Origin of the sequence: Streptomyces sp. NPDC059455, assembly GCF_042750115.1 — a bacterium.
In the GTDB taxonomy this organism is placed as follows: Bacteria; Actinomycetota; Actinomycetes; order Streptomycetales; family Streptomycetaceae; genus Streptomyces; species Streptomyces endocoffeicus.
Genome location: NZ_JBHYVB010000008.1, coordinates 4,051 through 15,505 on the forward strand (window position 1 = coordinate 4,051; position 11,455 = coordinate 15,505).

Annotated in this window: 13 protein-coding genes; 9 read left to right on the forward strand and 4 right to left on the reverse strand. The window is 71.6% G+C overall.

From position 1 onward, the window contains the following. A partial coding sequence (locus ACFXB5_RS04335; RefSeq protein ID WP_385202228.1) for an SDR family NAD(P)-dependent oxidoreductase occupies positions 1–204 on the reverse strand: 204 nt, incomplete at its 3' end. A 160-nt stretch (positions 205–364) separates the two neighbouring features. On the opposite strand from ACFXB5_RS04335, the gene ACFXB5_RS04340 reads away from it, so the two are divergent. From ACFXB5_RS04340 to ACFXB5_RS04350, 3 genes are all read left to right on the forward strand, one after another. Further along, a complete protein-coding gene (locus ACFXB5_RS04340; protein WP_385202230.1) occupies positions 365–949 on the forward strand; it encodes a TetR/AcrR family transcriptional regulator in 585 nt (194 codons plus the stop codon). 146 nt (positions 950–1,095) lie between these two features. Further along, positions 1,096–1,791: a response regulator transcription factor gene (locus ACFXB5_RS04345; protein WP_385202232.1), complete on the forward strand. Its 696-nt coding sequence runs from the start codon at positions 1,096–1,098 to the stop codon at positions 1,789–1,791. After that, positions 1,788–3,137: a sensor histidine kinase gene (locus tag ACFXB5_RS04350; protein ID WP_385202234.1), complete on the forward strand. Its 1,350-nt coding sequence runs from the start codon at positions 1,788–1,790 to the stop codon at positions 3,135–3,137. The genes ACFXB5_RS04345 and ACFXB5_RS04350 overlap by 4 nt, the downstream gene beginning before the upstream one ends. On the opposite strand, the gene ACFXB5_RS04355 is transcribed toward ACFXB5_RS04350, so the two are convergent. The 3 genes from ACFXB5_RS04355 to ACFXB5_RS04365 are packed head-to-tail and all read right to left on the reverse strand — an operon-like array spanning position 3,132 to position 6,194. Next, positions 3,132–4,010 (reverse strand): LysR family transcriptional regulator, encoded by an 879-nt coding sequence (locus tag ACFXB5_RS04355; RefSeq protein ID WP_385202236.1) that lies wholly within the window; start codon positions 4,008–4,010, stop codon positions 3,132–3,134. The two genes, ACFXB5_RS04350 and ACFXB5_RS04355, sit on opposite strands and share 6 nt — an antisense overlap. Then, positions 3,994–5,601, reverse strand: a complete 1,608-nt coding sequence (locus ACFXB5_RS04360) for an MFS transporter (RefSeq protein WP_385202238.1) — start codon at positions 5,599–5,601, stop codon at positions 3,994–3,996. Before ACFXB5_RS04360 ends, ACFXB5_RS04355 begins: the two co-directional genes overlap by 17 nt. Continuing rightward, entirely contained in the window at positions 5,598–6,194 is a 597-nt protein-coding gene (locus ACFXB5_RS04365) for a flavodoxin family protein (RefSeq protein WP_385202401.1), read from the reverse strand. Before ACFXB5_RS04365 ends, ACFXB5_RS04360 begins: the two co-directional genes overlap by 4 nt. 210 nt (positions 6,195–6,404) lie before the next feature. Between ACFXB5_RS04365 and ACFXB5_RS04370 the strand changes: the two genes are divergently transcribed. From ACFXB5_RS04370 to ACFXB5_RS04395, 6 genes are all read left to right on the forward strand, one after another. Next, entirely contained in the window at positions 6,405–7,211 is an 807-nt protein-coding gene (locus tag ACFXB5_RS04370; RefSeq protein WP_385202240.1) for a 2-amino-3,7-dideoxy-D-threo-hept-6-ulosonate synthase, read from the forward strand. Further along, the gene (locus ACFXB5_RS04375; protein WP_385202242.1) at positions 7,208–8,245 is read left to right on the forward strand and encodes a 3-dehydroquinate synthase II family protein; all 1,038 of its coding nucleotides are present in this window, start codon (positions 7,208–7,210) and stop codon (positions 8,243–8,245) included. Before ACFXB5_RS04370 ends, ACFXB5_RS04375 begins: the two co-directional genes overlap by 4 nt. Then, complete coding sequence (locus ACFXB5_RS04380; protein WP_385202244.1) at positions 8,245–9,630, forward strand: class I adenylate-forming enzyme family protein; 1,386 nt, start codon at positions 8,245–8,247, stop codon at positions 9,628–9,630. The genes ACFXB5_RS04375 and ACFXB5_RS04380 overlap by 1 nt, the downstream gene beginning before the upstream one ends. Positions 9,631–9,696: 66 nt before the next feature. Then, positions 9,697–9,975, forward strand: a complete 279-nt coding sequence (locus ACFXB5_RS04385) for a phosphopantetheine-binding protein (protein ID WP_198276827.1) — start codon at positions 9,697–9,699, stop codon at positions 9,973–9,975. Continuing rightward, complete coding sequence (locus ACFXB5_RS04390; RefSeq protein ID WP_191063597.1) at positions 9,972–10,235, forward strand: phosphopantetheine-binding protein; 264 nt, start codon at positions 9,972–9,974, stop codon at positions 10,233–10,235. Before ACFXB5_RS04385 ends, ACFXB5_RS04390 begins: the two co-directional genes overlap by 4 nt. Continuing rightward, the gene (locus tag ACFXB5_RS04395) at positions 10,225–11,454 is read left to right on the forward strand and encodes a beta-ketoacyl-[acyl-carrier-protein] synthase family protein (protein ID WP_385202245.1); all 1,230 of its coding nucleotides are present in this window, start codon (positions 10,225–10,227) and stop codon (positions 11,452–11,454) included. The genes ACFXB5_RS04390 and ACFXB5_RS04395 overlap by 11 nt, the downstream gene beginning before the upstream one ends. Position 11,455 lies beyond the last annotated feature (1 nt).

Genomic DNA, 11,455 nt, shown 5'->3' on the forward strand with positions numbered 1-11,455 from the left:
GGCGGCCCCCGCGCCCGCGGCCAGGTCGCGGACGCCGATGGTGACCTCGGCACCGGCGGCGGCCAGGACGCGTGCGGTTTCGCGCCCGATGCCGGAGGCCGCTCCGGTGACGATGGCTCGCTTGCCGGTGAGGTCGACGCCGTCCAGTACCTCGGCGGCGGTCGTCCGGGCCCCGAAGGGGGTGGTGATGAGGTGGTCGGTCATGACGCGCTCCAGGGAGATGGTGGCATGGGGGCGGGCGCGCGGCCGGTGGCGCGGTGGCGGTGGGCCGTCGTACGCTCGTATCCGGAACGGGTTCCGGTTCGCCTCTCGACGGTAAGCGGAACTGGTTCCGGTTGCAAGTGATGGCGAGAGGGGACCCGGATTGACCGGCATCGAGGGGAACGCGGCGCGGCATCGCAGGCCGCTGCGCGCCGACGCGCAACGCAACGAGGACCGGCTGCTGGAGACGGCGGCGGCCGTGTTCGCCCGCGAGGGAGCGGGGGCCTCGGTCAAGGACATCGCCCGCGAGGCCGGTGTCGGCGTCGGCACGCTCTACCGCCGGTTCCCGTCGAAGGAACTCCTGGTCGAGGCGGTCTACCGACAGGAAGTGCGGCGCCTGTGCGAGGCGGCGCCGCACCTCGCCGCCACACTGCCGCCGGTGGACGCGCTGCGGACCTGGATGGAGCGCTTTATCGACTTCATGGCCGCCAAGAGCGGGATGGCCGACGCGCTGAGAGTGGTGCTGACCGACGACAGCGAGCGGCTGCACACCCGGGCCCTGCTCGCCGAGGCGATCGGCCACCTGCTGTCGTCCGGGGAGGGCCGGTCGGTGGCCCGGCCGGAGGTCGACGCCCAGGACGTGCTGATGGCCCTCGGCGGGATCAGCCTCATGGCCGCCGACGAGGACCGGCGCGACCTGGCCACCCGGCTCATCGACCTGCTCCTGCGCGGCGTCGTGAGGAGCTGACACGGTCCGCGCCATCGGGACGACAGAGGCCCTTCGAATACTCGGCGGACCCGCACCGGGATCCCCGAGAGTCATTTCTGGCGCCTTCACGACCCTGTTTCGCACCCCTGACGTCGTACCGACGCGGATTGGGCCAAGATGAGCGAATGATCTACCCAGCCGATATAGACCGGTCGACCGCGGATCAGACACGGCTGTTACTGGTCGAGGACGACCGGGAAACCGCAGATATGCTGGCCGAATTGTTCAACTCAGAGGGGTACGACGTCGATGTCGCATTCGATGGCCAACGGGGGCTTCATCTCGCTCTGGGACGACAACATCAGGTGATGGTCATCGACCGGATGCTTCCGGGTATCGAGGGCCTGGACCTGGTCAAACGATTACGAAGGGTCGGTGTCACCACCCGGGTGCTGGTGCTGACCGCGCTGGGCGCACTCGACGAGCGTGTCACCGGCCTCGACTCCGGCGCGGACGACTACCTGGTGAAGCCCTTCGAAGTGGACGAACTGCTGGCGAGGGTAAGGGCGCTGCGCCGGCGCGACCTCGTCGACGCGGAAGTCCTTCCGCTCGGCGACGGAGAGCTCGACCTCCGGCGCCGCGAGGTGCGCCTGGCCGACGGCACGGGCGTCGAACTCTCCTTGCGGGAATTCGGACTGCTCCACGCGCTCGCCGAAGGCCCCAGGATCGTGTACGAGCGCGCACACCTCCGGGAGCGTGTCTTCCCCGACACCTCGGCGGAGTCCATCGTCGACACCTATGTCTACTACCTGCGGCGGAAACTGGGCCGCGACGTCGTCCGCACCGTGCGGGGACGCGGCTACCAGCTGGGGGCGCTGTGAAGGCGACGCCGATCCGTTTCCCGCGCCGCCCGGCGCGGAGCCCCGAGCAGCGCAGGCTCGCCGCCGCCCAGTGGACGATCACCTGGCGGATCTCGCTGGTGATGTCGGTGATCATGCTGATCGTCGGGGGCATCGTCTACACCGTCGTGCTGTTCGCCCAGCGCGCCGACGCGGAGCGGGAGACCCAGTGGGGCATCGACCACAACACCGTCGACAGCCCGCCGGTCTGTGTGTGGATGACCGTGGAGCGGGACGGAGCGGTCAGCAGCACCCCCGGCACCCCCGCCGGACTGCCCGTGAGATCCAGCCTGGCCGCGGTCCGCGCGGGCGCTCCTCCGGTGCTGGAACGGGTGGAGCGAGGCGGTGAGCAGTACACGGTGCGCACCGACCGGCGTGGCTCGGAGCTCGTCCAGGCGGCGTACGGGGAACGGTTCCAGCGCGCCGACCGCAACCATCTGCTGCTCGCCTTCGCGGCGGCCGAGGCGGTCGGTCTGCTGCTCGTCGCGGCCGCCAGCGGCATGCTCGCGCGACGGTCGATGGAGCCGCTCTCCGAGGCACTGGACCGGCAGCGGCGGTTCGTCGCGGACGCCAGCCATGAACTGCGCACCCCGCTGACCCAGCTGCACACCCGTGCCCAGCTGCTGGCCCGGCGCTCCGGCTCGGAGACCCCCCAGCAGCTGGCCACCGACCTCCAGCGCCTGGTGACCGGCACCCGGCAGCTCGGTGACGTCATCGACGACCTGCTGCTGTCCGCGCGGCTGTCCCAGTCGCCGGGGTCCCGCGATCCGGTCGACCTGACCGCGCTCGCCGAGGAGGCGGTGTCCGCCGAGGACGCCCGGGCCCAGGAGATGGGGCTGGCCGTGCGGCTGCGGCCCGGGCCGGGGCGGCCTGTGGTGGTGGGCACCGCGCCGGCCCTGCGCCGGGTGATCGCCGCGCTGGTCGACAACGCGATGGGGCACACCCCGCCCGGCGGGGAGGTGGTGGTATCGGTGGACGCCCCGCTTCCCGGCATCGTGTCGCTGTCCGTACGCGACACCGGAGTGGGGTTCGCACCGGAGGAGACCGCGCGCCTCTTCGAGCGGTTCGCCAGGGGTTCCGCCGGCCGCGGCAGACGGTTCGGGCTCGGACTGGCGCTGGCCCGCGAGGTGGTCGAGAGCCATGGAGGGCGGATCACCGCCGAGGGGCGGCCGGGGCACGGTGCGCTGTTCACCGTGGAGCTGCCGGCGGCGCGGGGTGGGGGAGGAGGTTCCGCGGGAGCGGACGATCGCGTCGTGCCTCTCCGTCGGAGGCAGACGGCCCGACGTTCCCGGGGGCTGAGCCGGTCGGGTCCACGGCCGGGCTCATGAGGCGTACGGCCGGCGCCAGTCGAGCGCGCCGCCGTCGAGGTCCTCGGCGAGCCCGGCCAGCGGCGACTCGGCGTCCCACACCAGCCGGGTCCGGCGCCACAGCCGGCCGTTCGCCAGCCGCTTCAACGAGACCCCCGGGCAGTGGTCGCCCGGTGCGAAGAAGGCCCCGATCGCGTTCCCCGCGCTCACGATGGCCGCCGCGGTCGTCTGGTCGGCGCCGAAGTACCGGAACCGGGGGGTGAACCCCGCACGCTCACAGGCGATCCTCAGGCTCAGGCCGAGACCGTCGGAGCGGTCGCCGGGCGCGACCCAGGTGTCCTCGGCCAGTTCCTCGAGGGTGATCAGCTGCCGGTGGGCCAGCCGGTGGCCGGAGGACAGCCCGATCAGCACCGGTTCGGTGTCGAGGTCGCGGACGGCGAACTCGCGGACCGCTGGCGGCACGACGTCCGGGAACTCGCTGATGACCGCGAGCGCGATCTTCTCGGTGCGCAGCAGCTCCAGTACGGCCTGGGACGAGGGCTCCAGATAGGTCAGCTGTTCATGGTGCGGCAGCCGCTCCCGGACGAGCGCGGCGATCAGAGGCACCCAGGGGTTGTCCACTCCGCCCAGTCCGACGGCCCGCGGCGGCTCGGCCGGCTGGGCCAGTGCCCGCGCCGTGGAGAGCAGATCGCCGAACTCGTCGAGCAACTGCCTGGCCCTCCCCAGTACATGGACGCCGAGCTCGGTCGGCACCACGCCGTTCGGGCGGCGGCGGAACAGCGGCCCGCCGAATTCCTGCTCAATGCGTCTGAGCTGTGTGGACAGGCCGGATTGGGCGATCTTCAAGGTGGCGGCCGCATGGCTGATGCTGCCCGATTCAGCCACGGTGAGCACGATTCGAAGATGGCGCAGCCCCATATCCACTTGCTGCCTCCGTCGTTGATGGTCGCGGCCGGAAATATCCGATGACGAGGACGGCACCGGCCAGGGACAGCAGCGCCGTCCACGCGGCGGTGACGTACATGGCGTGCAGATAGGCCCGGTCCGCGGCGGCGAGGAGCTCGGGCCGGTTCAGCGACCTCGCCACCGCCCGGGCGGCCTCCGCGGAGTCCAGGGCCTTCTCCCGCGGCCCGGGAGGCAGTTCGGTGAGGGCGGGCCGGACGGCCCCGCGATAGGCGGTGGCGAGGACCGAGCCGAGCACCGCGACGCCGAGTGTGCTGCCCACCGGCCGGGCCGCGGCGTTGATCGCCGCGCCGGCCCCGGTGTACCGCGGTGGCAGGGCGGCCATCATCTCCGCCGTCATGGGCGCGACCACCAGCCCGATACCGACGCCTTGCGCGAACAGCGTCCCGGCGATCCAGGCCACCGGGGTGTCCGCGTCGAAGAGCAGATAGCCGCCGAAGGTGGCGCTCGACAGGAGTATCCCGGCGACCGCGCACCAGCGGACGGTCAGCAGCCGCGACAGGGCGGGGGAGACCTGGTTGCCGAGGACGATGCCGCCCGCGGCGGCCGACATCACGGCCCCGGCGGCCAGCGTCGACAGTCCGTGCACCCCCTGCAGATAGAAGGCGCAGTAGAAGAGCTGCCCCGCCAGGCCGAAGAAGAGCAGCAGCAGGGTCACGCTGCCGCCCGCGAAGCGCGCCTCGGTGAACAGGCGCACATCGAAACCCGGCACCGCCCGGCGGCTCTGCGACACCACGAACGCCGCCAGCAGTACGAGGCCGAGCGCCACGGGCAGCAGCGCGGCCGGGCTCGTCCAGCCGGACGGGCGGCCGCCCCGGATGACGCCGTACACCACAAGGCCCAGCCCCAGTACGGAGAGCGTCAGGCCCAGTGGGTCGAGCACCCTGCGCTCGGCGTAGCGCAGCTCGGGCACCAGGAGAGCCACGCCGACCAGGCAGACCGCCACCACCGGAAGGTTGACCAGGAAAACCGAGCCCCACCAGAACCGGGTCAGCAGCGCACCGCCCACCACCGGTCCGAGCGCGACGGCGGCGCCGCCCGCGGAGGCCCAGACCGCGATCGCCCGGGTCCGGTCGGCCGGCGCGGTACCGCGGGTGACGATCGCCAGCGTCGCCGGTGTGATCAGCGCCCCGCCCGCGCCCATGAAACCACGGGTGACGATCAACTCCGTGGCCCCATCGGAGAACGCGGCCAGCGCGGAGGCGCAGGCCAGCAGCGTCAGCCCGGCGACCAGCGTGCGACGCGGCCCGTAGCGGTCGGCGAGCGCGCCACCGGCGAAGCTGCCCGCGGCGAAGACCAGCGAGTACGAGGCGTTGGCCCACGCCAGGTCCGCCGCGCTCGCCCCGAGCCCGTGGATCGGATCGGCGAGGGTTTCCATCGCCACGTTGAGGACCGTGTTGTCCAGCAGGACCAGCGTCTGCGCCAGGACCGCCACGGCCACGGTCCACCACTGCCGGGCGGAGGCGGCCACGGCATGGTCCTCGTCCCCGGCCGCGGCCGACGCGGCGGGTCGGTGGCTCACGACTCCAGCGCTCGTCTGCCCGCGACGACGGTCCGGGTGAGCTCCGCGACCCGGTGTCCGAGATGTTCCGCGGTGGCGAGGTCGGACTTGTGCACCGTCCCCGTTCTGTCGTCCACGGGGGACTGCGCGGCGGCGCCCTGGTAGAAACCGAGCCGGTTCAGGTCGAACTCGCCGCCGCCGGAGGAGTTCCAGCCGGGGGCCAGCCCGAGGCTGACCCAGAGCATGCCGTGCTGTGCGGCGAAGGTGGCGAAATAGCCCAGGGTGCCGGCCTTGTCCCCGGCCATCGAGCCGGAGTTGGTGAAACCCGCCGCCAGTTTGTCCTGCCAGCGGCGGGTGAGCCAGCGTCTGGCGCTCGCCTCCGCGAAGGTGTGGAAGGCCGATGAGGCCGTGCCCATATAGGTCGGGGCACCGAAGATGATCGCGTCGGCGTCGTCGAGCCGATGCCATTCCTGATCGGTGATCCGGTCGACCTGGATGGATGTGACCTCGGTGTGTGGAACCCGGCTCGCCCCGGCTCGTACGGCCTCACCCAGCCTGGCGGTGTGACCACGTCCGCCGTGACAGGCGATCGAGATGCGAACCGGGTCGGTCAAGGCGGTCAAACCAGCCTCCTGGAAAACGCGGTTTCGGCTCCGGCGGAATAGCCGTCGGACAGCCTGTCAGAGCAATCTCAGAAATTCCTCAGAGTCACATAACCGCAGAGTTATGGAGATTCGATATCCGCTCGCTTTTGCATAGCCGTGCCATTCTGTCTCCGCAATCCTCTGCGTTCGTTCGCCCCTTGGGAGAGGTGTGCCTGGCACATGACCGATATTGGTAAATCATTCCGGATGCGGAGGCTCTCGGTCGCGGGGGACGGAAGATATCTTTTCGTCCCGCTCGACCACAGTGTGTCCGATGGGCCGGTGGTGTCCCAGGCCCGCTGGAACGGACTGCTGAGGGCGCTGGTGGACGGCGGCGCGGACGCGGTCGTCGTCCACAAGGGCCGGGCGCGGGCGATCGCACCGGACATCCTGCGCCACTGCGCTCTGGTGGTCCACTTGAGCGCGGGCACCGTGCACGCGGCCGACACCGACGCCAAGGTGCTCGTCGGCGACGTCGAAGAGGCCGTACGGCTGGGCGCGGACGCGGTGAGCGTGCATGTGAATCTCGGCTCGGACACCGAGCACCGGCAACTCAGGGATCTCGGGACCGTCGCGGCCTCGTGCGACCTCTGGAACATGCCGCTGCTCGCGATGATCTACCCGAGGGGGCCGCGGATCGCCGATCCGCACGACCCGGCGCTGCTCGCCCATGCCGTCAACATCGCCGCGGATCTCGGCGCCGACCTCGTGAAGACCTCGATCGCCCTGCCGATGGAGCGGATGGCCGAGGTGGTGAACAGCTGTCCGCTGCCGATCCTCGCCGCGGGCGGCCCGCCCGACGGCTCGGACCTGGTCAGCCATGGGACCTCGTTGATGCTCGCGGGCTGCCGGGGCCTCGCGGTGGGCCGCCGGATCTTCTCCTCGCCCTCACCCTCCTCGCTGGTGGCACGGCTCGCCGCCGTTGTGCACGCCGCCGAAGCCGGAACGACCCCCCACCCCTCGACGATCGCGACAGGAGCCGCATGAAGTTCGCATGGATCGACCTCCGCACCGTTCCGCAGGCCCGGCTCGAATCCGTCGTGGACGCCGCCATCCACACCCGGATGCAGGGTGTGCTCTGCGATGACGAATCCGTCCTCAAGTCGCTGCCCCCGACCGTCACCGCCGTCACCACCGCGGCGGTGACCGAGGAGAAGCAGCTGTACGGCCTCGACGCCGACGCGGCCTGGGTCGATGTGCACGACGAACCGTCGCTGCGACTGGCGTGCGCCGCCGCGGTCGCGCTGCCCCACACCGTGGTCCGCTTCGCCGACCCGACCAAGATCCCCCTGGAGATCGTGCTCGCCGCGGCGGACCGCTCCGCCGGAAAGCTGATCACCGTCTGCGCGGACCTGGAAGAAGCCGCCACCGTGCTGGACGTGCTCGAACGCGGCTCGGACGGAGTCCTGTTGGCTCCCTCCGACGCCGGCGAGGTGTTCGCGCTGGCCCGGCTGCTGGAGGCCGGAACCTCCCCGCTGGAGCTGACCACGCTGACCGTCGACCGCATCGAGCACCACGGGCTCGGCGACCGGGTGTGCGTGGACACCTGCACCCACTTCGCCGAGGACGAGGGCATCCTGGTCGGCTCGTACTCGACCGGCTTCATCCTGTGCTGCAGCGAGACCCATCCGCTGCCGTACATGCCGACCCGTCCGTTCCGGGTCAACGCCGGTGCCCTGCACTCCTATGTGCTCGGCCCGGAGAACCGGACCAACTACCTGAGCGAGCTGGGCTCGGGCAGCACGACCCTGGCCGTCAACTCCGAGGGCCGGACCCGGCCGGTCACGGTCGGCCGGGCCAAGCTGGAGTCCCGTCCGCTGCTGACCATCACCGCGCGGTCGGCCGACGACACCGTGGTGAGCCTGACCGTCCAGGACGACTGGCATGTGCGGGTGCTCGGGCCCGGCGGCAAGGTCCTCAACGTCACCGAGCTGCGGCAGGGCGACGAGCTGCTCGGCTACCTGGCCACGGACCAGCGCCATGTGGGCTTCCCCATCGGCGAGTTCTGCAAGGAACACTGATGAGCGTCGGCATGCGGGAGCTCCTCGACACGCTGTTCGACGCCCATCCCGACGAGCTGCCCTACCTCGTCCACGGCGACCACCCGGTGAGCCGTGGCGAGGTCCGGGCCGCCGTGGACATGGAGGCGGCGGTCTTCGCCGGGCACGGCATCGGCGAGGGGCATACGGTGATGCTCCAGATCCCGCCGAGCTGCACCCAGATAGAGGTGCTGCTCGCGCTGTGGCGGCTGGGCGCCCAGGTGATGCTGGTCGACCACCGGCTCAAACCGTCCGAAGTGGACGCCCTGCGCGCGCTGTGCCACCCGCAGTTCCTCGTCGACGCGGGTACGGTGGGCCGCTCACCGCTCAAGTTCGAGCCCAGGTACGAGGTGGTCACCTCCCGGTACCCGGACGGTCGCCCGGCGACGACCGAGCACAAGCTGGTGCAGTTCAGCTCGGGCTCCACCGGGCTGCCCAAGGTGATCGGACGGACCGCGGCCTCCCTGTCGGCCGAGATCGAGCGGTTCACCCGGATCGAGGGGATGCCGGTCCTGGGCGAGCGGGTGCTGCTGCTGAGCTCGACCGCGCACAGTTTCGGCCTGATCGCCGGGGTGCTGCACTCCCTCGCCGCGGGCGTCTCGGCGGTCTTCGCGCCACGGGTGTCGGCCAAGGACATCCTCGGCGCCGCCGGGCGCCATGACGTCCACGTGATCTTCGGTACCCCGTTCCATTACGAACTGCTGAGCACCGCCCGGGACCTGCCCGCCCTGCCCGCCCTGCGCGCGGCGGTCTCCGGTGGGGAGATCATGCCGCCGCAGACCGCCGCGCGATTCGCCGAACGGTTCGGCACCGGGGTCGGCGAGTCGTACGGGACCACCGAGACGGGCGTCATCGCGATGGAGGTGAGCGGCGCCTCGCGGCCCTCGGTCGGCCGGGCGGCGCCCGGTGTGCTCTTGCGGATCCGCGAGGGCGAGCTGGACGTCTGTCTGCCGGACGGCTCACCGTATCTGCACGCCTCCGGCGGCGACCGGTTCGCCGACGGCTGGCTGCGCACCCATGACCGGGCCGAGCTGGACCCCTCCGGCGCCGTACGGCTGCTGGGCCGCGGCGACTCCCTGGTGGTCATCGGCGGCCTCAAGGTCGACCTGACCGAGGTGGAGGCCGTACTGCGCCGGCACCCCGGGGTCAGCGGGGCCGTGGTCGTGCACGCCGGTGCCACCGAAGCCTATGTCTCGGTCGCGGCGGACGGCCCCTCGACGAGGGAGTTGCTGCACTGGTGCCGGGACCGGCTGGCCGACTACAAGGTGCCCCGCGTCGTCCACGTACTGGCGGATCTGCCCCGCACCTCCAACGGCAAGCTGGTCAGGCGCCGCGATGCCCTGCTCGCCCGCGCCCCCGACCGCTGACCCGGCTGACCGCCCCTTGCCGACCACCCCGCAACGACCCCCTGTGGCACAGAAAGGTTGCACACCATGGAGACGCAGACGGCCTTGCAGAAGGAGATCCGAGAGTTCGTGCTCAGCACGATCAGCGAGGAGATGAACCATCCGCTCGCCGCGGACGAGATCAGCGATGACAGCCCCATGGGCACCGGTGGAATCGACATCGACTCACTGGGCCTGATCGAGCTGCTCCTCCGCCTGGAGCGCCGGTTCGATGTGAAGTTCCCCGACAGCGACATCGAGCAGGCCGGCGCGATGAACCTGGGCGACCTGATCAACGATGTGGTGGAGCGGGGCGCCACGGCATGACCGCGGAATCCGAAGCCCGGCCGAGGATCACCACCGACGCCGTCCGGGAGCTGCTGTCCGATCCCAAGATTTTCGCCGATCTGCCGCCCGGCCTGGACGACGACGCCGAACTCGCCCTGGACTCACTGGGGCTGGTGTGGTTCCTGCACCAACTGGAGCTGCGCTACGGCCTGGAGATCGAGCCGGCCGACGCCTTCCTCGCCGAATTCACCTCGATACGCCGGATCACCGACTACCTGGTGGGCGTTCATGGACCGTGAGGTGCTGCTGACCGGATTCGGGGTGCGCACGGCCTTCGGCACCGGGGCGGACGCCGTGCGGGAGGGCGTGTTCGACGGGCGGCCCGCCTTCGCGCCGATCACCCGCTTCGACACCGGCCCGTACCGAACGGGCCTGGCCGCCACCGGCGGCCCGGCCGCCCCGCTGCGGGAGGTGCTGGCCGAAGTCGGCGGGGCGGCGGTCGCCATGGCCGGGCTGCCGACGGGGGCCGAGGCCGCCGTCCTGGTGGGGACCGCGGGCGACTTCACCGGCCTGACCCGCTTCTGGCGCGCCGCGGACGCACCTGGCGCTCCCGGCGCACCTGGCGCTCCCGGGGCTCCCGGCTCACCCAGCTCATCCGGCGCTCCCGGGTCTTCCGGTTCTCCCGGCGCGGTGGACTCCGGCGGCGCCGCGGAGACCGTGCCCGCGTGGCAGGCCGAGGCCCTCGCGGACACCCTCGGCGTGCGCGGCCCCCGGCAGGCGTTCACCAGCGCGTGCGTCGCCTCGGCCACCGCGATCACACACGCCTGTCGGCTCATCGCCTCCGGCCGGGCCGACACCGCGATCTGCGCCGGGGCGTATCTGGTGGAGGAGGAGAACCTGGCCAAGTTCGACTCGGGATTCGCCCTTTCCCGGGACGGGATGGTGCGTCCGTTCTGCGCCGACCGCAGCGGTCTGCTGCTCGGGGACGGGGCCGCAGCCGTGGTGCTCGAATCCGCCGAAAGCGCCCGGCGCCGGGGAGCGCGTGCGCTCGGCGCGCTGACCGGCTGGGGCGCCGCCGGCGACGCCCACCACGTCGCCCGGCCCCATCCGGAGGGTGCCGGGCTGGTCATGGCCGCCCGCCGGGCGCTGCGGCGTGCGGGCGGCCCGCGGATCGACTATGTGAACGCGCATGGCACCGCCACCCGGTACAACGACCCCGCCGAGACTCGGGGCTTGCGCACACTCTTCGGCGCGGCGGCCGCCCGGACGCCGGTGAGCTCGACGAAGAGCACCACGGGACATCTGCTGGAGGCGTCCGGAGTCGTGGAACTCGTGATCACCCTGCTCGCGCTGCGGGACGGGGTGCTGCCGCCCACCGCCGGGTTCACCGAACCGGATCCGCACTGCGACCTCGACTATGTGCCCAACCGCCCCCACAAGGCCGAGCTCCGGCGTGCCCTCACCGTCAACGCCGCGTTCGGCGGTGCCAACACCGCGCTGGTACTGGAGCGAGCATGAT